Annotated in this window: 14 protein-coding genes; 13 read left to right on the forward strand and 1 reads right to left on the reverse strand. The window is 59.5% G+C overall.

Annotated features, from left to right (window positions below; all coding sequences use genetic code 11):
* Positions 1-115: 115 nt before the first annotated feature.
* The 13 genes from AC3WLE_RS05300 (at position 116) to AC3WLE_RS05360 (ending at position 17,068) form a co-directional block, all read left to right on the forward strand.
* Positions 116-1,495, forward strand: coding sequence for a phenylacetate--CoA ligase family protein (locus AC3WLE_RS05300; RefSeq protein ID WP_492356374.1), 1,380 nt, complete (start codon positions 116-118; stop codon positions 1,493-1,495).
* Positions 1,492-3,057 (forward strand): polysaccharide deacetylase family protein, encoded by a 1,566-nt coding sequence (locus AC3WLE_RS05305; protein ID WP_492351442.1) that lies wholly within the window; start codon positions 1,492-1,494, stop codon positions 3,055-3,057. Before AC3WLE_RS05300 ends, AC3WLE_RS05305 begins: the two co-directional genes overlap by 4 nt.
* Positions 3,054-4,178, forward strand: coding sequence for a non-hydrolyzing UDP-N-acetylglucosamine 2-epimerase (gene wecB / locus AC3WLE_RS05310; protein WP_492351441.1), 1,125 nt, complete (start codon positions 3,054-3,056; stop codon positions 4,176-4,178). Before AC3WLE_RS05305 ends, wecB begins: the two co-directional genes overlap by 4 nt.
* Positions 4,179-4,209: 31 nt before the next feature.
* A complete protein-coding gene (locus AC3WLE_RS05315) occupies positions 4,210-5,382 on the forward strand; it encodes a glycosyltransferase (RefSeq protein WP_492351440.1) in 1,173 nt (390 codons plus the stop codon).
* A complete protein-coding gene (locus AC3WLE_RS05320) occupies positions 5,379-6,641 on the forward strand; it encodes a glycosyltransferase (protein WP_492356375.1) in 1,263 nt (420 codons plus the stop codon). The genes AC3WLE_RS05315 and AC3WLE_RS05320 overlap by 4 nt, the downstream gene beginning before the upstream one ends.
* Before the next feature lie 148 nt (positions 6,642-6,789).
* A complete protein-coding gene (locus tag AC3WLE_RS05325) occupies positions 6,790-7,764 on the forward strand; it encodes a glycosyltransferase family 4 protein (RefSeq protein WP_492356376.1) in 975 nt (324 codons plus the stop codon).
* Entirely contained in the window at positions 7,761-9,929 is a 2,169-nt protein-coding gene (locus AC3WLE_RS05330; RefSeq protein WP_492356377.1) for a glycosyltransferase family 2 protein, read from the forward strand. The genes AC3WLE_RS05325 and AC3WLE_RS05330 overlap by 4 nt, the downstream gene beginning before the upstream one ends.
* A gap of 6 nt (positions 9,930-9,935) precedes the next feature.
* Positions 9,936-12,479: a glycosyltransferase family 4 protein gene (locus tag AC3WLE_RS05335; protein WP_492356378.1), complete on the forward strand. Its 2,544-nt coding sequence runs from the start codon at positions 9,936-9,938 to the stop codon at positions 12,477-12,479.
* Positions 12,476-13,528 carry a glycosyltransferase family 4 protein gene (locus AC3WLE_RS05340; RefSeq protein WP_492356379.1) on the forward strand — a complete coding sequence of 351 codons (1,053 nt, stop codon included), beginning with the start codon at positions 12,476-12,478 and terminating at the stop codon, positions 13,526-13,528. Before AC3WLE_RS05335 ends, AC3WLE_RS05340 begins: the two co-directional genes overlap by 4 nt.
* The gene (locus tag AC3WLE_RS05345; protein WP_492356380.1) at positions 13,525-14,508 is read left to right on the forward strand and encodes a glycosyltransferase family 4 protein; all 984 of its coding nucleotides are present in this window, start codon (positions 13,525-13,527) and stop codon (positions 14,506-14,508) included. The genes AC3WLE_RS05340 and AC3WLE_RS05345 overlap by 4 nt, the downstream gene beginning before the upstream one ends.
* 1 nt (position 14,509) lies before the next feature.
* On the forward strand, positions 14,510-15,562 hold the full coding sequence (locus AC3WLE_RS05350) for a glycosyltransferase family protein (protein WP_492356381.1): 1,053 nt from the start codon (positions 14,510-14,512) through the stop codon (positions 15,560-15,562).
* Positions 15,563-15,581: 19 nt separating this feature from the next.
* Positions 15,582-16,172, forward strand: a complete 591-nt coding sequence (locus AC3WLE_RS05355) for a histidine phosphatase family protein (protein WP_492356382.1) — start codon at positions 15,582-15,584, stop codon at positions 16,170-16,172.
* Positions 16,169-17,068: a hypothetical protein gene (locus AC3WLE_RS05360; protein ID WP_492356383.1), complete on the forward strand. Its 900-nt coding sequence runs from the start codon at positions 16,169-16,171 to the stop codon at positions 17,066-17,068. The genes AC3WLE_RS05355 and AC3WLE_RS05360 overlap by 4 nt, the downstream gene beginning before the upstream one ends.
* Before the next feature lie 807 nt (positions 17,069-17,875).
* Here the strand turns inward: AC3WLE_RS05360 and AC3WLE_RS05365 are convergent.
* A complete protein-coding gene (locus AC3WLE_RS05365) occupies positions 17,876-20,806 on the reverse strand; it encodes a hypothetical protein (RefSeq protein WP_492356384.1) in 2,931 nt (976 codons plus the stop codon).
* Between the last annotated feature and the right edge of the window lies 1 nt (position 20,807).

Below are 20,807 nucleotides of genomic sequence, written 5' to 3' on the forward strand. Positions count from 1 at the left end.
AGAAATGCCGCGACGTTGCTGATCGCGGAACAGAGAGCTGGAAAGACAATCACCCATTGTGGCGACCGACATGCATCGGCCGCCAGCAATGCGGCAGAAGCCCAATTGAATTGAGATGCGAGCTGATCACCCTTTGCTCCAGTACGGCGAAACGCTTTTTGCACACCAGCCATTGAGGCTGGCCAAAGGCATCGTAGGCGGCTATGTCGCCTATCCGATCGCCCATCGCATGGAGCGACGTGACGTGACCGCCAAAGTGGCGGAGCTCCGCCATCACTACAAATTGCCGTTTCCGCAACGTCGCGCCATTGCACTAGGGCGGTTGCGTGACATTCTGTGCTTTGCCGGCTCCGAGGTGCCGTACTACCGAGACCTGTTCCGAGCGATCTCATTCAATCCCGAAAAGGTCACGGATGCGCGCCAGCTTGAAGTACTTCCCTATCTGACGAAGGACATCATCCGCGAACAGGGCAATCGACTGCTCTCCAGGCCGTTGGAAAGCCTTCGTCATCACGCTTGCAAGACTGGTGGTTCTACTGGTCTGTCGTGCACGATATTCTACGACCAGCCTGCTGCCGACTATTCGTCATCCGTAACGTATTTCGCACGCCAGGCAATCGGCAAGCTGCGCCATCGTTCGGAGCTGCACTTTGCGTGTCGTTTTCCCAACGATCCAACTCCCGAATGGCCATCGCGCGAAGACTTCAAATGTTTCGCGATGAATCGCAGCAATATCTTCTTTGACCGTATCGACGATGTCGGCCTGGAGGAGATCTGGACGACACTGAAGCGGCGCAAGCCCTATCTCGTGCACGCGCATCCGTCGACGATCCATGCGTTGGCCGCCTATGTTCAACGTCGATATGGCGGCGGCAAAACATTTGCCGTGTTCGAGTCGAGCGGTGAGTTGCTCGAGCCAAAGGCGCGCGAGCTGATTGCGTCGGCATTGCGTTGCCGCGTAGTGGATCGTTACGGCCTGGCCGAGCTGGGAGTGATGGCTTATGAATTGAACGGTTCTGGAAAGGGCTTGCAGGTCCTCGAGTCGGAAGGCTGGCCCGAGAGTCGGCCGCTTTCCGACAACGCCGATGGTGCGCATGAACTTGTTTTCACCGGTTTTCGCAACAAGCTTATGCCGTTGATCCGTTACGCCACCGGCGACCTTGCTGCCGTTGAAGAGCGTCCGGACGCGTTCGTTCTGACAAATATCATAGGCCGTATCCACGATGTCGTCCCGATCAACGGCGTCGACTATCCCACCCACCACATTCAGGACATCCTCGACCATCGAGTTGGTGGAATTCAGGAGTTCCAGATCGATCTGCGTACGACGTTGCCGACGCTGCGACTCGTGCTCGAACCATGGGCGAATCCCGACGAGACGCGCCAGAAGCTCAGGGCGTTTTGGCCGTCGGGGTTCGATATCGCCTTCGTAGGACATGATGACTTCGTGCGCGTGGGGCGCCGCGCAAAGTTCAGGCACGTGGTGACAGGATGATCGGCGTATTGTTCGCGCAACCGTCGAGTACAGCGGGCCGGCTTGTTGTCGCGGCCCTGCGCCGATCGGTCAGCCGCGCGCAAGTTGCCCTGGCCGGACACGGTGCACTAGATGTCGGCTATCCGATACTTGCCGCCGTCGATTTACCCGATTCCTGGGGGGATCTACTGGTCGGCTGGCTGCGCGGTGGGCGCCGGAAGCTGATTCTTTTCGGCACGCTTCCCCCTGTATTGGCAGACAGGCTTGGATGGGCATCCGCAGAATGGCCGGCGTCGCTACCTGAAGCGAGCCGGAGCCAGGCGGCGCCAAGCCGCGCCTGGCGTGCCAGCCCAGCAGTTGTCGCCTATGGTGAGCGTGCCGCCATACTAGGCGGTGCGAAGTGGGAACGGGCCTTCGAGCGATTCGACTTCACAGACGAGTGGAATAACCTTGGCTTCGGCGCGATCCGGGCTGATGGTTCGCCCTGGGCCGTGTCTCGCGCGATGGACGCAGGCGCCGATGAAATTGCTGCAGTTACTGTCGATGGCGTTCGTGCCGGTTCGTATGCCGCACTCGGAGAGTTGGCCGACGCGAGCGTGTTGTGGTTCAACCGTCCAGTTGGGCCTTGCGATTCGTTCGAATGGCGGATTGTTGAGGCATTTCTCGCGAACCATCGCGCCGAGACCTTGCCATGCCAACCAGTTCTGAGCGAGATCCCATGGGGCTATGATGCCGCGATCACATCGCGCTTGGATTGCGACGAGGACGTGGAATCAGCACGCCCGTTGTGGGACGCATATCGTGACATGGATATCCCATTCAGCCTCGCGGTTCACACAAGTAATCTCGCCGCCGCGCGCAATATTCCGCTGCTTAACGAGTTGCTTGCTCAAGGCGGTGCGCTTCTGTCGCACACGGCCACACATGCACCCAACTGGGGGGGCAGCTACGAGGCTGCTTTGCAGGAAGGCTCACAGTCCGTCATCCGTCTCCGTGAGGCAACAGGATGCCACGTGCGCTACGCCGTTTCGCCGTTTCACCAGTCGCCAGGCTATGCGCTTCATGCCCTGGCCGACATAGGCTACCAAGGTTGCATCGGTGGCATCATCCGCAATGATCCCGAATTCGTTCTCGCGCGCGGCGGGGAACTTGCCGGGTTGCCGGCCGGTTTCATCGGACATAGTCAGCAATGCATGCTGCACGGCGAATGCATGCTGGCAGAAGGCGATCCACTGGCGATCTTCAAGCAGGCGTTTGATGTTGCTCGGGACACCGGCACACTGTTTGGCTACCTTGATCACCCGTTTTCCGAGCGTTACGCCTATGGTTGGCAGGATGAGCGGAGCCGGATCGACGCGCATCGTGCGCTAGTCGCCTATATCCGCCAGTCGAGCGACAAGCCGCTCTTCATGAATGAGGATATCGCCATGGACTTCGTGCGCGCCAAGTCGTTGACGCAAGTCGTAGCTGGAGGCGATGGCTACAGGATCGCGGCGGCACCGGTGCATGTCGGTGCCCTCGGCTTCGCGGTTGAATACAAGGGCCACCGTTTGCCGGTATCAAAGGAGTTGTGCTTGTCATGAAGGTCTTGGTCGTCATGGGTACGCGCCCGGAAGTCATCAAGCTGGCCCCAGTTATCACCGCTCTGCGGCCGCTAGTGGATACCGTTGTTTGTAGCAGCGGCCAGCATCGCGAGATGCTTGAGCACGCCATGTCGTTTTTTTCGCTCAAGCCGGACCTGCGGTACGACGCAATGGTTCCAGGTCAGTCGCTGAATGCGCTGACAGCACGTCTGATAGCGCAGTTCGACGAGGCATTTGAGGTGGAGCAGCCAGACTGGGTGCTCGTGCAGGGGGACACGACTACAGCGCTGTGCGCGGGCTTGGCAGCTTTCCATCGCGGGATCAAGATCGGGCATGTGGAGGCGGGCTTGCGCACAGGCGATCTTGCGAGCCCATTTCCGGAGGAGGCAAATCGGAGTCTGCTTGGCCGCATTGCTACTCGGCATTTCGCGCCGACTGCACGCGCACGCGCGAGCCTTCTCAGCGAAGGTGTTCGCGATGATGCGATTGTCGTGACCGGCAATACAGTTGTTGATGCTATCAATGCAGTGCGGCAGAGTTGGAACGAAGCCCCGCCGTCGGTGCCGGCGGAGCTTGCCGCACTGAAGGATGGAGCGCCCCAGATTCTCGTCACTTGCCATCGTCGGGAGAATCATGGCGAGGTGTTGCTTGCTATTTGCCGGATGCTCAGGCGCCTCTGTGCCCGGTATCCGGAATATCAGTGGGTCTTCCCGGTCCATCTGAATCCAAAAGTTCGGAAGCCGGTTCTCGAAGAGTTGTCGGGCATCGCGAATCTTGTTTTGCTTGAGCCGGTCGACTACCCGACCAGTCTCTATCTGATCAGCCGCAGTGTGCTGGTCGTCAGTGATTCTGGTGGGATCCAGGAGGAGGCTCCCACGTTTGGCGTGCCTACTGTCGTCATGCGTGATGTGACAGAGCGAATGGAAGGCATCGATGCCGGCTATGCCACATTGGCCGGGCGTTCCGATATCAACATAGAGCAGGAAGTGATTCGCTGGCTGGAAGAACCCACACGCCGGGAGGCTCTGGCTGCCAGAAGCAATCCCTATGGCGACGGCCGCGCTGCGGAGCGGATTGTGGCGAGCCTGACTGGCGAGCCAATGGAGGCGTTCCTTGGGTAGCCATCAAGTGTCTGGCGCCGTTGGCGATTGCGTGCTGTTTTCTACCGCAGACTGGGACGAGCCGTATTGGACTAACAAGCAGCATACGGCGCGCGTCCTTGCCCGCATGGGCTGGCGTGTTCTCTATGTGGAGAGCGTTGGGCTGCGTGCACCACGCATGGCGAGCCAGCGCGACTGGGGCCGACTCTGGCGCCGGCTCTGGCGTGGCATGCAGTCAGTGCTGCTTGGCGCTCCCAGGCGCGATACCAATATATGGGTGTTCTCGCCCCTGGTCGTGCCCGCCCTTCACCACTGGCCGCTGGTCCGACGTTTCAATCAGGCATTGCTGCGCAGCGGCATCAGCCGCTTTGCGCGCGCGCGCGGTATTCACAAACCGCTGGTTTGGACGTATCACCCGTTCATGATGGATGCCGTCGACAGCCTGGAACGCGGTGCGCTGGTTTATCACTGTGTTGATGACCTGGCCGCAGTTCCTGGTGTCGATGTGGAGGCATTCAACATGGCAGAGCGGCGGCTGCTGGCCGAGTGCGATGTAGTGTTCGCCACGGCAATGTCGCTCAAAGAACGTTGTCAGTCATTCAATCCGAACACGTACTTTCTTGCTAATGTCGTGGATGATCGCCACTTCGGTCAGGCACTTGAGCCAGGACAGTTGCCACCGGAACTGGCCGCGATCCCCGAGCCGCGCGTCGTCTACCATGGTGTGTTGTCTGATTTCAAGGTTGACTTCGGTCTGCTGCTTGCGGCAGCACGCGCGCGCCCAGACTGGCAGTGGGTATTCATCGGCGAGGAGCGCGAGGGTCAGCGGAGTAAGCCGGTCGCTGAACTTGCACAATTGTCCAATGTGCATTTCCTGGGCTACCGCAGCTATGCTCAGTTGCCGGACTACCTTCGGGCCATGTGCGTCGGTTTGCTGCCGACATTGCTCAACGACTACACGAAGTCCATGTTCCCGATGAAGTTTTTTGAGTACCTTGCAGCCGGCCTGCCGGTCGTATCTACGCCGCTCGCGTTTACCGAGGCACATTCGGACGGCCTCGAGGTCGGCGCTGACGCCGACAGCTTTGTCGCTGCAATCGAGAAACAGCTCGCGCGCGGCAAGCTGAGTCGTGACGAGGCATGCCGTTTCGTTGGCGACAATACCTGGGAAGCACGTACCACCAAGATGCTGGATACGGTTCGCAGCCTGGAGGCACGCGCATGAACGATATGCGATTGCCTGTATATCCCCCTGGATGCGCTACCAGTGCTGACGGCGGCGGCGTGAAGCCGCTTCGCGTGCTGCATATCTATCGCACTTACTTTCCTGATCCGCCGGGTGGCCTTCAGGAAGCTATTCGGCAGATTGCGCTGTCTTGCTCTGAGCGCGGAATCGAATCGCGGATATTCACGCTGTCGCCGACGCCAGAGCCGGAAGTCGTGAGTTTGCCTGAGGCTCAGGTCGTTCGTACCAGGTCGTGGGCGGAGCCGGCTTCTTGCGATCTCGGTGGACCCCAGTCCCTTCTCCGCTTTCGCGCGCTCGAGCGTTGGGCTGATGTGCTTCACTTTCATTTCCCGTGGCCATTCGGCGACGTGCTGCGCATGCTGGGTCGAAGGAACAAGCCGGCGGTGATGACCTATCATTCGGATATTGTTCGGCAGCGCTATCTGGGAATGCTGTACAAGCCGCTAATGCGGCGAATGCTTGACTCAATGGATGCGGTAGTTGCGACGTCCCCGACGTATGCACACACGAGTCCGGTACTCAGAACGATGGTGAACAAGCGGCGGCTGCATTCGATTCCGCTGGGTATCGGGGACTACGCCAGCGCGACGCCGACATCGAACGACGCGGCGCTGCTTGCGCGCTTTGGCCTGGATGATGATTGCGCCGGTGCTCCAATCTTCCTGGCGCTCGGCGTGCTCCGCTATTACAAGGGCCTGCACACACTGATTGAGGCTGCAGGTGATGTACCGGCAACGATCGTGATCGCAGGATCCGGCCCTGAGATGGAAAGCCTGAGGGCGCTGGCTGTGAAGCATCGCGCTGACCGGGTTGTGTTTGCCGGTCAGGTTTCCGACGCAGAGAAGGTCGCACTATTACGTCGCTGCCGCGCGCTTGTGCTCCCGTCGCATCTCCGATCGGAGGCATTCGGCATGGTGCTGGTCGAAGCCGCAATGTTCGGCAAGCCAATGGTCTGTTGTGAAATTGGCAGTGGCACATCGTTCGTGAACGAGCACGGTGTGACCGGCTTCGTGGTTCCGCCTGAGGCGCCAACAGAGATGGCCGCAGCGCTTCGCCAATTACTGGCTGATTCGGCACTTGCTACGAGGATGGGCAAGGCCGCGCGTGAACGGTATTTGCGCTTGTTTTCGGGCACCGCGCTTGGCAAGGCTTATGACGATCTGTACCAGGAGGTCGCTCAGACGCATTACGCTGCGCACAGGGTCACTGGAGCAGGCGCGACGGAAGGCTCGTGTTGATCGGGAATGCCGAACAATTGGCAAGCCCGACTGTGATGTCGACGGCGGGCGTGGAGGTTGCTCTGACTGACGGTGGCCGGCGGCACGCACGGCGCAATGAATAACGCGTGACCCGCGTGGTCGCGGACTGTAGTGAAGAGTACTGCGAATGAAGGCACTATTTTCTACCTATCCAATGGCATTCCACACCCCCGGCGGTGGGGAGATCCAGTTGCTGGCGTACCAACGCTATCTTTCGCGATTCGGTATCGACGTCACGCTGTTTGACCTTTGGAATCCACGCTTCCTCGATCACGAACTGGTTCATTTCTTTTCGTGCGTGGGTGGTTCGGTCCACTACTGCAATTTCGTCCGGCAACTGGGCTTGCCCCTGGTCGTATCGTCCAGCTTGTGGGTTACTGAAGAAACCGCACACCTGTATCCGATGGCCGAGATAGCACACCAGTTTTCGCTGGCCGATCGTGTCATCGCGAACTCGGAGATTGAATGCGACACGCTCGCGCGCGTATTCGACCAGCCCCGCGAGCGCTTCGTCTCGGTGCTCAATGGTGTAGAGCCGATGTTCTATGAGGCGGTTTCGCCTGATCTGTTCCGCGAACATTTCGAAATAGGCGGCGATTTTGTGCTCAATGTCGGGAACATTGAGCCGCGCAAGAACCAGCTTTCGCTGGTGCGGGCGATGAAAGCTTTCCCCGAGCGCAAGCTCGTTCTGATTGGCCACCAGCGCGATCCGGCCTACGCGCGCCAATGCCTGGAGGAGGGCGGCAACCAGGTGGCCTATCTGGGCCCCCTCCCACATGATTCCCTGCTGTTGCGCTCGGCCTATGCGGCGTGCGATGTGTTTTGCCTGCCAAGTACGCTTGAGACGCCCGGCCTCGCAGCCCTCGAGGCCTACGCAGCCGGCTGCCGTATTGCTGTTACCCAAGTTGGGTCTACCTGTGAGTATTTCGGCGACGACGCTGCCTACCTGGATCCGGCCGATACCCAAAGTATCGTTCGCGCGATTCTGGCCGCCATCGGCGGCTCAATTGGTTCCAGTCAGCATACCCCGACGCGGGACTTTCGCTGGTCTGCTGTGCTTGAACCCATGGCGACAATCTATAGCTCTGTGATTACGAAATGAAAATCCAACTGAAAGCATTCAGGAACGTCGAGGCCGCCACGGAAGCCGCGTTCCAGTGGCAAGCAATCTCCGGGGATCCTCAATTCCTGATAGAGGGCTGGGAGCAGATGCGTGAACAGGTTGTACGGTTCTCATTCAGGCTTGCCACCAAGCATCTGCGCCGTTCGCCCTGCGTGCTCTATGTTGATGTCGGTGCGGGCCTGTCGGAGCAGGGTGCTATCTATTTCAATGTCGATCCTGATGGTTTCGTAGATCAGGAGATCGTTTTCCCGGCGTCGCTGCGCGGTTTGCGATTCGATGCGGTCTCGCATCCGGGCTTGTTCTCGGTGCTTGATCTGCGTATCGAGATTGTCGGCGGTATCGATCAGGCCGAGCCCGACTCGCGGCGCATAGTTGTGACGGATAAGAATATCGGCAATGGTCCGAGCTGCGCAGGTAATCAGGTTGATCTTAGCTACGACCGCTGGATCGAGAACAACGAGCCGTCGCCAACGAACTACCCGCGCTATCGCGAATGCGCTGCGCGTTGGGCTCAGCGGCCGCTGATCAGCATTGCGATGCCGACCTACAACACGCCGGCACAATGGCTCCAAAAGGCTATCGAGTCGGTAGCCGCGCAGGTCTACGATCGCTGGGAGCTTTGCGTCGCGGACGACTGTTCGACCGAACCGCATGTTCGCGAAATGCTCGATGCCTATGCCGCACGCGATCCGCGCATCAAGGTGACTTATTGCGAGACCAACGGTCACATCAGTGCGGCGAGCAATACCGCAATCGAGATGGCGGCGGGCGAGTATGTCGGCCTGCTGGATCACGACGATGAGCTGCATCCACTTGCGCTGTTCCACATGGTCGAGGCGATCAACGCAAGGCCGGATGCCGTGCTGTTCTACAGCGACGAGGACAAAATTTCCGTGGAAGGTGTCCGCTCGGAGCCTTATTTCAAGTGCGATCTCAACTATGCGCTCTTCCTGAGCCAGAATATGATCTGTCACTTTTCCGTCTACAAGACGGCCGCATTGCGTGAAGTGGGAGGGTTTCGCATAGGCTTTGAGGGTGCGCAGGACTATGACCTCGCATTGCGTGTGATGGATGCCTACGGCAGGGAAGCCGTGCACCACGTGCCCAGGGTTTTGTATCACTGGAGACTGATTCCGCAGAGTACCGCGTCCAGCCATGAGGTGAAGCCTTATGCTTCGACTGCTGCGCACCGTGCTATCGCCGATCACCTAGTGCGTATAGGCGTCTCAGGCACGGTAGAGCCGGCACCGCGAGCGAGCGGCTTCAACAAGGTTGTCTATTCCCTGCCGGAAAAGTTGCCGCGGGTGGAGATCATCATCCCAACGCGCGACGCTGCAGTTCTCGTGCGCCAGTGTGTCGATTCGATTCGTGAGAAGACGACATACGCGAACTATGTGATCACCATCATCGACAACGGTTCGACCGAGCAGTCGACATTTGATCTGTTCGCATCCTATGCGGGCGATGCACACATCCGCGTTTCACGTGACGAATCCCCCTTTAACTATTCGAGAATCAATAACCGAGTAGCACTGGCCAGCGATGCCGACTTCGTCTGTCTGATGAACAATGACATCGAAGTCATTGATCCGGACTGGCTTACCGAGATGGTGTCATTGGCGGTTCAGGACAGGGTCGGTGCGGTGGGTGCGAAGCTGCTCTATCCCGACGATACGGTTCAGCACGCCGGTGTGATCGTCGGTCTGGGAGGCGTAGCGGGGCATTCGCACAAGCATTCGCCCCGCCACGCCCCAGGCTACTTCTATCGGCTGCTGCTGCGCAGCGACATGAGCGCCGTGACGGCAGCCTGCCTGCTGATTCGCGCATCTATCTACAAGGAGGTTGGAGGTCTCGACGAGCAGCTGGAAGTCGCCTTCAACGATGTCGACTTCTGCCTGCGCGTGCAGCGGGCTGGTTATCGTAACGTGTGGACGCCGTATGCCGAGCTTTATCATCACGAATCGGCGTCGCGAGGATATGAGGATACGCCTGAGAAGAAGGCGCGGTTTGACCGCGAGATTGCCTTCGTCAAATCCCGCTGGGGTGAGAAACTCCTGAATGACCGCTGCTACTCCCCCAATCTCACTCTGGATTCGGAAGACTTCGCGATTGCCATGTATTCGCGTGTCCCCGGTTCGCATTGAACTCGCATGAAGTCGAATATTACCGGTTGGCTTGCCGAATACCGCCACCCCCTCGAAAGTGCACCCTTCGCGTTACCTAGCGCGATCTATTTCCTGATTAAATTCCGGGCTGACTTGGCGCACTTCGAAAGCCGCACCGTTCGTGGGCGGATGGTGCTGTATTTCTGGTGGAAGGCCCTCGGTCGAAAGGACTATCCAGACTTCGACTGGGAACTTCGCGAACAGGATGTGGCATTCATAAATCAGTTCGATAGCAAGACGCTGATCGATGAATTCCCGGAATGCGTAGCGCTATGGCTGCGCAGCACGACCCCGGATGTGCTAGAGCCCGAACCCCTGATTCGTGCGCTGAGCGAGCGCCGCCCCATTGCCGGTAGCGGAATAGAGGAATTCCCGCGCTTTCTGGATCTGATCATCAACAGCAGACCGGACCTGCGCCGGACGCTGGACCTGTCTACATTCGCTGGGCAACTAGCGGCGATGAATTGGTGGGAATCACACGGACGGGAAGAGTACCCGCGCCTCAATTGGAGTTCGACTGCGATATGGCTACACCTGAGTGAGCCTGCCGGTGTTCCGATGGCGCTGGAGATACCTGCACCTCGATTTCTCCCAATGCTTCTGGCCGAACGGCCAGACCTCAAGCCCGTACTTACGACGAATACGCTGCTCGGGATGTTCGCATGCGTAGACTGGTGGGAGCGGCATGGTAAGCAAGAGTACCCTCGTCTCATCTGGTCCACTGCAGGCATTTGGACCGGGATGAATGAGATCGAGCGTATCGACGCACAGACCGGGCTGCGGCTACCCCGTTTTCTGGAAACTCTGTTGGCGGAGCGTCCGGATTTCCCGCTTTCGATGACGACTGATTCCCTGAGGGGCCTGTTCGAGTGTGCGAATTGGTGGGAGCGCCATGGCCGGCATGAGTACTCGAAACTGGCCTGGAGTACAACGCCGCTTTGGAACTATCTGAACGGCGTGGCTGACGATCCGCAAGCCATCTTGAGGCTGCCGCGTTTCCTAGCGGTCATTTTTGGCATGCGCCCGGATTTGCAGAAGGCAATGCAGCTGGGCACATTCACCGGACAGTTGGCATGCTACGAATGGTGGAGCCGGTATGGCCGCAATGAATATCCCATGCTTGAATGGTCGGCGGATGGGCAGTGGGAACGCCTGCTAGAGCCATACCATGCGCGCGGTAGCCTTCATCCGTTGCCAAAGTTCCTCTACGCACTGTGGTTGGAGCGCCCAGATCTTCATGCAAGTTTCGACCTGAGCAACGTCGAAGGCATACGCGGACTTGTGCAGTGGTGGCAAAGCTCAGGGAGTAAGGAGTGCAAGGCACTGACTGGCTTGCACGTTCAACTCGACGATGAGCGTGGTCAATACGTAGGTGCGGCGACGCAGCGCTTTGGCATGCTGCCGTTTGGCGTCAATATCGTTGGCTTTCCACAAGGCTCCCTTGGTCTTGGGGAGGACGCACGAACAGCAGCGCGCGTATTCGAACGCCTGTCGGTCCCGGTGGTGCTTGTCAACGCGCCAATGGTGGGGCCGGCAAAGCGCGACCACTCTGCCGATCATCTGCTCAGTTCCGATCTACGCTACGGCGTATCCCTGTTCTGCTTGCCGCCACCGGAGATGGTCCGTCTTGCGCTCGAAGGCGGCCGTCGGATCATCAATTCAAATTCGTACAGGATTGGTGCATGGCCGTGGGAGCTGCCCCATTGGCCCCAGGCGTTCGGTGAGGTGCATGGCTTTGTGGACGAGATCTGGGCGCAGAGTCGATTCGTCGATGCTGTCTATAAGCGCCTTGGTCACTCACGTGTTGTCCACATGCCGATGGCCGTTGAGATTCCAGAGCCAGTGAACCCGGATCGTCAGCGTTTTGGAATGGCTGAAGATCGCTTCCTGTTCTATCTGATGTTTGACGGTAACTCCTGGCTCAGCCGCAAGAACCCAATAGCGGGGGTGCAGGCTTTTCAGAAGGCATTCGGCTCGGACAACGAGCCGGTCGGTCTTGTGATCAAGGCAATGAACGTGCGCGACTCCGATCCGACTTGGCAAGGTGTACTACGGATGGCGGAAGCGGATCCACGTATTCAGATCGTGTCCGAACACATGAGCCGACAGGACTCGGTCGATTTCATGGCCGCTTGCGACGCATACATCTCGCTACACCGCAGCGAGGGCTTTGGGCGTGTGATCGCCGAAGCCATGGGTCTTGGCCAACCTGTCGTGGCGACCAATTTCTCTGGCAATGTCGACTTCTGCGACCCGCAGACTTCGTACCTTGTGGACGGCGAACTCGTTCCGTTGCGTGCCGGTGAGTATCTGTTCAGTGAAGGCCAGTACTGGTGTGATCCAGACGTGTCGATCGCAGCTCAACAGCTTCGCCGACTTTACGAAATTCCCGAGGAGCGCGCGCGCATTGCGGCCGCTGGTCAAGAGCGCATCAAAGACAGTTACTCGCTTGCCGCGGTCGCACGCGCTTACGAGACGCGCTTGAAAGCCATCGTTGCGGAAGGCGGAGTACCAGGGGGGCAGCGATGAGGCTGATGATCTGCGCTATCGACATCTTCGTCGGAGACGCCGTTGGCAATCACTGCCTCGGCATTGCGCGTTGCGCGCAGCGGTCCGGCTGGGAAGTGCGGTTGTACGCGCGCAATTTCGATATCGGCGTCGCGGATATCCGCCCGATAAGCGCCTTGTTCGACGAGATCGCTCCTGAGGATTTATTGCTGGTGAGCTACTCTATTGTCGATCCGCAGCTCGACAGGCTGCTGGCGCTTCCGAATCGCAAGGCTTGCTATTTTCATGGTGTCACGGATCCTGAGCTGCTTCAGGAGTTCGAGCCCCGCACGGCCGAACTCTGCGCGGAGGCAATCCGCCAGTTGCCGCGCCTCGTCGGATTCGATGTGCTAGTGGCAAACTCGCACTTCACAGCGAGAAGCCTAGCTCAGGCAGTGGATAACAGACCGGTACATGTCATACCACCGGTGTTCGCCGATATGCCGGGCTTCGAGCGCAGGCGCCCGCGCGCCCGCTCGAACGGGCTCCGGAACCTGTTGATGGTTGGGCGCGTGGTCCCGCACAAGCGGATCGAAGACGCGCTGGAGGTCCTGCAAGTCCTCCGGCACGATAACGTCGAGGTATCCCTGTCGATCGTCGGCAGTACGCCCAACCACGAGTATTTGCGTTACCTGATCAATCGCGCCCGCGCGCTGGGTATTCTGGAGTATCTGGATTTCAAAGGGGTGCTCGATGACGAGGATCTGCTCGATTGCTTCGAGGATAGCGACGTCATGTTGGTCATGAGCCGTCACGAGGGTTTCTGCGTGCCGGTGCTCGAAGCGATGTTCAGGGGCATGCCTGCGCTTGTCCGGGGTGGTACGGCTGCCGAGGAGCTGTGCGATGCAGGGGACGTCTACGCGCCGGATGCGACTGCTGGCAAGTGGGCTGCTGGCATCGTCCGGTACCTGGATAGGTCTTCAGTTGACCGCGCGGCGCGCGTTTCGCGTGCATTGGGAGTGCTGGACAGGGCATCGGATTCGCACTGGGCGGAAGTGCTGGCCTCTGCCAGAGAGGGAGGTCGCAAATGAACGGCTTGAAGTTCTTGCTTACGACTTACAGCACGGCTTTCGCCACCAGCGGCGGTGGCGAATCTGAAATGGTGCAGGTGGCGGAGATTCTCAACGCATCGGGTATTCACGCGGATATCTATGGCATCGGCAGCCGCCCATTCAGCTTCTATGATGGAATCATGCATTTCTCGGTTCACGCCGATGGCGATGCGATGATTCGTGAGGCTCGGCACCGCAACAAGCCAATTTTCCTGTGGCCGAATGTCTGGTGGAACGAGCCGCCGTCGCAATCAGAAGTCGCCCGGATAGAGGGCATCATCGGCGTGGTGCACAAGCTGCTGTTCAAATCCGAGTCTGAGCTGCTGAACTTCAGTCGTTACGTGAACTTGCCTGATGGCAAGGCGGAGGTCGTCCCGGCCTGCGTGTCCCGGCGCTTTCTCACACCGGTTGATAAGGACTTGGCCTCTGCGGTCTGCGGTGCGAGCGACTACGCACTTTGTCTTGGTCTGATTGAACCAATCAAGAACCAGCTGCAACTTATTCGCGCCCTGAACATGCTGGGCATGGATGGCGTATTTGTCGGCGGTGCTCGCGATGACGAGTACTATCGGCAATGCGTGGAGGAAGCGCATGGTCGCATCGTATTCCTGCCATTTGTGCAGCCGTGCAGTGCGTTGCTTCGGTCGATAATCGACAACTGCAGCGTGATGGTGGAGGTCAGCAGCGACCCGCCCGGGCGGTCCAGCCTGGAGGCCGCGATCATGAAGAAGCCGATGATCATGGCAGATGGGCCCTGGCAGCGGGAACACTTTGGTGGCAATGTCTGGTATGCGCCGCCGGACTCCGCGGAGGCGCTGGCGACTACGATCAGGAAGAGCCTCGCGGATGCCGATTGGGAGCGCAAGATCCAGGCGACGTACGAACGCACAATGAGCCGGCACTCCGCAGAAGTGATCGGGCGCCAGCTTGCCGAGTTGCTGGAAAATGGGGATACCTGACATGGACAGGATTCCTCGCCTACTGGTTGTCCAGCGTATCTCCCTCTCTCACGACAAGCTGATGTCGCGATCGATAGCGGCACGTTTTGGTCCGTTGCTGACCTATATGGCCAACGCAGGACTGATCGAGTGGGAAGAGATAGTTGAAGGCGATGTGACGATCAGCCAGTTGCGGCGCTTCGATGCCGTGCTCTTCAACAAGCACACCTCGACGCGAGCAGTCGACATAATGAAGATGGCCAACGACCTCGGGTTGAAGACCATCTACGATATGGACGACTGGATCATCGACTTGCCGATGTACAGCGTCACCGACCTGAGCGATGACCTGCTCGCTAATATTATGTGGATGGTGCGGCATGCTTCTGTGGCGACCGTATCCAATCGAGTTCTCCAGGAGCGCCTCAGGCGCATTCGGCCGTCAGTGGTGATTATTCCTAACGGGTTCGATCATCAGTCGACCGCATGTGCCGATGGCGAATGGCTGGAGGCTAGCCCGCCGCGGATCCTTTTTTCGAATACAGACGGTATCAAGCTGGTCCATTTCAAGAAGGGCTTTCTTCAGGTCATCGCGGATTTCATGGAGCGCCATCCGGAAGCGGAGCTTGATTTCTGGGGAGACCGCTTTCCGGAAATGTCTCGCATTCCGCGTTTGCGCGCACGCGGTTTCCTCGACAATACCGGGTATAAGCATGCGATCCGCGATGCCGGCTATCTTTTCGCAATCGTTCCTCTGGGCGGACGTGAGGATCCGGATGCGTTGTTCTTCAATAGCTGCAAATCCTGTATCAAATACATCGACTATGGCAGTCTTGGCATCCCGGGAATCTACTCTCGCACGCCGGTCTACGAGGATGCGATCACGCACCGCCAGACTGCGATGCTGGTGGAGAACAACGTGGGCGAGTGGTCCGAGGCGATGGAGGAGTTGTATCGAGATGAAACTCTGCGCAACGCACTGCGACAGAATGCGCATGCGGATACGCGCGCCCGATTTGGACTTGAGCGTCCCGCGCGGACGTTCATGGAACTGCTGAAGTACGGTGCGCAATAACGGTGTAACTGAGGACTGCATGGACCTGTTGATCATTCGTCATGGCCAATCGAACGCAAATGCCAATGGCCTGCTGATTTCCAATGACCAGGACGAGTTGTCCGAGCTGGGGCGAAGCCAGTCGGAATGCTTGCGCAAAACGCTGGGGCAGTACGACTATGCGCCCTCGCGTGTTGTTAGTAGTCCCTGGCGCCGGGCGAGACAGACTGCCGAGACGGTGTTCGATACTGCGGAGATTGCATTCGACTCGCGCCTGGCCGAAACACATCCCGGCATTTTTGGAACGTGGCTCGAGCGCGACTTCAATTCCGCCTATCCCGATTTCCATCGCGATATCCGCAATACCTATGAGGGCGGCGAGTCGCATTGGGACATGACGGTGCGTGTTCGCGCGTGGACGGACGAGACCGTAATGGCCGGAATCGCAAACACCGGCCTGCTGGCCGTGGTCGCTCATGGCGGGCCGATCAGCGTCATCCTGCAGCACTTGCTAGGTGTGCCAATCGAGTCACATTATCCGACTTTCACCGTGCCCAATGCCTCTTTCACTTATTTGAGGTGGCGTGCGGACCTGAATCGCTTCTGCGTTGAGAGGCTTGGGCACGTATGAGCGCCGATATCGCGATCTTTGAACCGGTTTTCGCGGAAGGAGTGCAACTCATCGAACCCGCCTTTCTGCCACTCCGGTTCGAGAACGCACGACCCGAGTGGCGTGAATTCCAGCTCCTAATCGATCTCTACCGGAACGGCGCGCATCGGCACCACCGGTATATGGGGCTCTTCTCGCCCAAGTTCGGCTTGAAGGCTGGGATTTCCGGGGAGCGTTTCTTACGCTTCGTGCAAGAGAACGATTCGGTTGATGTCGTGTTCATCAATCCATTCCCGCAGATCGCCTACTGGTCCTACAACGTCTGGATGCAGGGCGAATACGCACATCCTGGGCTTGCCGATGCCGCGCAGGCCTTGCTGGATGCGAGCGGCGTGGCCATGGATGTGCATCATGCTCCTCGCAACAACTTCCGTACCCTAGCCTACTGCAATTTCTGGGTCGGTAGCCAAGCCTTCTGGGATCAATACGTGGGAGGCGTGCTGGAGCCGATCGCTCGCTTTCTAGAAGGTCAGCCCAACCATACCGCGGCACTTGGCGTAATGCAGGAAACGGCCCATACCGATAGGGCGTCGTATCTGCCTTTCGTAATTGAGCGGCTGCTTAGCACCTATTTGGCGATTCATCCTGAGCTCAGAACGCGTGCTTATGAGTTCAATCAGGAGCAGGTCGAGTCATATTGCGTCAATTCATTCGAGCGCTTGCTTCTTCATCGCATGCGCGACGACATAGATGCTTCCGACAGGAACGGCTCCTTCACGCCGGAGTTGAAGAGGCGTATGGATCTTGCCTGCTGCCTTTGGCAGCAACATTTCTTTGACTATTTTGCGACACGGCCGCATCCGCATACAGGGCGCGTGGTGGAGAGCTTCGGCACCATCGCGGACGGGCCGAGATAGCGGCACGACCAGCGGCAGGGCGCGCTAGGGAAATGCTTATGTGGACTCCTCCCGGTGTAAGCCGAGTTGGTCGACAGGTGAAGGCAGCACGCCTATTTCCGGCCTGTATGTGCAGGCCGCTCAGGTCTGCTGGCCCATATGGAATTCGTTGGCGAGGTCCCCATTTGATTGGCGAGCTTAGTGGCTCATGTTCCTATCGGGTTTTCCTCGCCCCGGTTCAACCTGTTAGTCATCATATGATCATTGCTTGCGCTGCCTTACGATTTTTTGACACTTTTGATTGTCTCGAAAGGCAATCTTGAGCCGTCGCTCCAGCGCAGCGATTTCTTTGTCGGTTGCCTGCATTCATGCCCGTTGCTCTCGTAGACTGTCGATCAACATGCCCGGCAAGCGATCCGCGGTAAGTGCCCGGTGAACCCGTGACGGCATCGGCATCTGGTTGGCGGCACGACGGCTCGATGATCCGGCAGTGCCCATCGACAACAACCATATCGAAGGACAAATCCGGCCTGTCGCTCTCGGGAGCGCTGATTTGTTATCAGCGGAACAGGACACTAGATCAGCGCGGTCAGAGTCACCAATGCCGCCACGATTCAGGCTGCAAGGACGATCAGGCCGGCGGTGTTGCACAGCGAAGGCCCATCGGAAGCTCGAAGATTCATTGTTCCCGTCTGTCATGATTGCCGTGTCGGCCTGGCATTCGGCGATGCATTTCAACCGGAGCGTTGGCGGGCGTCCGTGCTTCAGAACGCATGGCTGTAATCCGCACATGCGGCCTCGTGCTACCTCCGGGCTGACCGGCGGGCGTCAGGATTGTGGCAGGCGTGCCACGTCGTTGCGCTGATACAGTCCGGCTCCGTCGATCGAGACATCCTTGCAGGCTTCCGGGTTCTCCAGGTTGATTCGGATTTCCGTTATGTCCCGCGCGGTCAGCCAGCGGGGAGATACATCAAGCGGGACGATCAATATGCCGTCCTCTGCGGTGAACACGAGTCCGTTGGCAGCAGCGTCGGCCGCAAGTGTATCCGTCGACCAGCGCACGCGCATGCGTGGCGGTGCGCTGGTCCCAATGCACGCAAAGCGCATACGCAGAAGGCCCGCCGCCTTACCGTCCAGCGCGGGGGAGAGCGGTAACGCAAAGGTGTCCGATCCGTGGGCAACGGTTGGCGCGCCGCCTTGCGGCGGGTTGCCGGCGACCGTCGGGGCGAGTTTCCGGACCAATGTCATCTTGCGCTGCAAGCTGTGCTCGGATCGTCCCCAGGCGACGGGAATCTTCACCAGATCGGACGGGGCAAACGCCTTTTCCAGTAGTGCCACCTCGGCCGGCGTCGGCTCCGTGTTGTCGGTTGCCGCGCTGTCATTTCCCTTCCAAGTGCCGAAGATGAAGCGACCATCCTGGACTGGTGCGTAATGCGCGACGATGAAGCGATAGAGCAGAGGGTCGCGCAGCGCGAGTCCACCGCCGTCGTGGACGACGTTGTCTCCCTCGAACAGCGCCAGGCTGGGCGGATTGCTCATGATCATCCGGGCAGCGCGTAATTGCTGCGGGCCAGGCACCATATTGTAGGCCGCAGTGACGGGCAGGGGCGGCAGACGATTCAGGTAGAAGTACTGTGCATTGCGCGAGGTCAGGTCGAGATAGCGCTCGCCGGGCGCAATCCGCGCGTCGATACGCTCCCGCAGTTCGGTCAAGCGCTGCCATTGGTCGTCCTGGACAATCCCGGTACCGAGATTAGGCAGCCCCACCGATGCCCCGTCCCGAGGCGACCCTACCCAGATCCGCGACGGCGAGGCCGCGAACAGTGGCGTCACTGTGAGCGGGCCGAAGCCAAGGGCACTGCCAATGGCGGCTGCCAGCACAAGGACACCGCCCTGCAGACCGGGGCGACCTACGCGCCAGAGCAGGATCGGGAGCAGCACGGCGCAACTGAAAATGGCGACGCGGCCAGGCCGCGACAGATCGTTGGCGTCGATGCGTCCCATCGAGTAGGGAATAAGCAGCAGCACGAAGATCACCAGCACGATCGCGGGCGGGAGGATCTGCCAGCGCCGGGTGGCGTCGCTCCGGGCACTGAGCATTAGCCAGAGCCCGAACAAGGGTGTCAGCACCCAGGAGCCGCGCAGAAGCTCATACAATAGGCCAGAGCGCGGACCGCCGTTCCAGCTCGCCTGCCAGGGAATCCCATAGGCGACCTGGTTGATCGGGCCGTTCTCAAGGACATACCGGGCGGCGCCGAGCAGCATCGCCACCAGTGGCGTGGCGAGTGTCACGAGTCCGAGCAGGAGAAGTGCCGGTACCAGGTATTTCCATTCACGCTGCTCCGGAAGTTTCCAGCAGCGCCACATCGCAAATACCGCCAGTGGCGCCGATCCGGCAACTAGCAGACTGGCTTGCGGAGGGAGTCCAAGAATCGCAACCGGCACCGTCAGCAGCCAGCATGCCAGCCAGCGCGCCGGGCGGGCGAACAGCGTCGGGCTGCACCACAGGCAGATGAATGGCGTCAGAAACAACCATGGAAGGCGGTCGCCAATGATCAGCGTTGCAACAAACGCCAGCGGCAGGCTGCGCGAGAAACGCAGCATACACAGATAGGCGACGAGAGACAGCAAGGCGCAGGCCAGACGGCTGGCGTCGCCGATGGCTGCGGCGGTACCGTCGTAGAACAGCACCGCGACGATGCCGCGCAGATCGTCTTCCGCGATGCCGTGCGCCGGAATGTAATCGATATAGGGAACCGCGCCGCGAAGGTAGGACCACCATCCGAGCAGATACTCGCCGAAGTGATAGTCGTCGGCCGGCACAAACGGCGCTTGTGTCATGCCACTCTTGATCGCCACGAGCAATCCGAACAGAGCGACAGGTGACCAAAGCGCGCCGGGGTTTGCATCGAGGGACGTTCGCCACCGGACGGCGCGCACAACAGCATCCACCGCGCCCCATGCGACGAGCACGGCGACCAGGATATCGAGCCGGTGGTGCGTGTGGTAACCGCTCCCGGTTCCGTTTTCCGTGATCCAGCCTGCGGGAATCATCAGCACCATCAGCGTCGCCGTTCCCATCTGCGCGGCAAGCGCGGCAAACGGGAGGCACCGCTCCGCCCAACTGCGCCTGAGGCATGCGAGCGCGGCAGCTGCGACCAGACCTGCCCACATCAGCGCCTGGGAGAATTTCGTAAGCGAGGCAAGCCGGGCAGCGCTGGTTTCCGGTGTGAAGAATCGTCCATGGACGATCGCGCCGGCGAGCGGTAACGTAGCCAGCAGCATGGCCGCCAACAGCAGCGCACCGACAGTAGCCGGTGCAATTTGCGAAGTGCGTCCAGATCCGCAGCCGTATATTGTCGCAAGCGCGACCACGCCGCCGGCTGATATCCGTATCAGGTTGGGGTCTGCGGGAAAGCCGACGGCAAGGAGACCGACGGCAATGGCGAACGGAAGCGTCCACAGCAGGAACTGACCAGCGAGTGCTTCCGCGTGCGCCTGCCCGTGCCTGGATCCCTGGATGCGCAGCAGCGCGCCGGTGCTCCACAGCGTGGCGATGAATGCAAGGATCGCGATCGGGGGTGCCAACAGGTCCTGCAGCTTGGTGTTCGCGTGCCACGCGGTGTTGCCGACGATGAAGTCGGAGTAGACGGGCGCGTTCGTGAAGGTCAGGGCTGTTGACAGCGCCATGGCGGCGACGGCACAAGCCGACAGGATCGCCGCGGCCTTTTGTGGAAACGATGGCAGTGGGATCGACACG

The sequence above is a fragment of the Cupriavidus sp. FW306-1B-F12B genome, assembly GCF_058781795.1.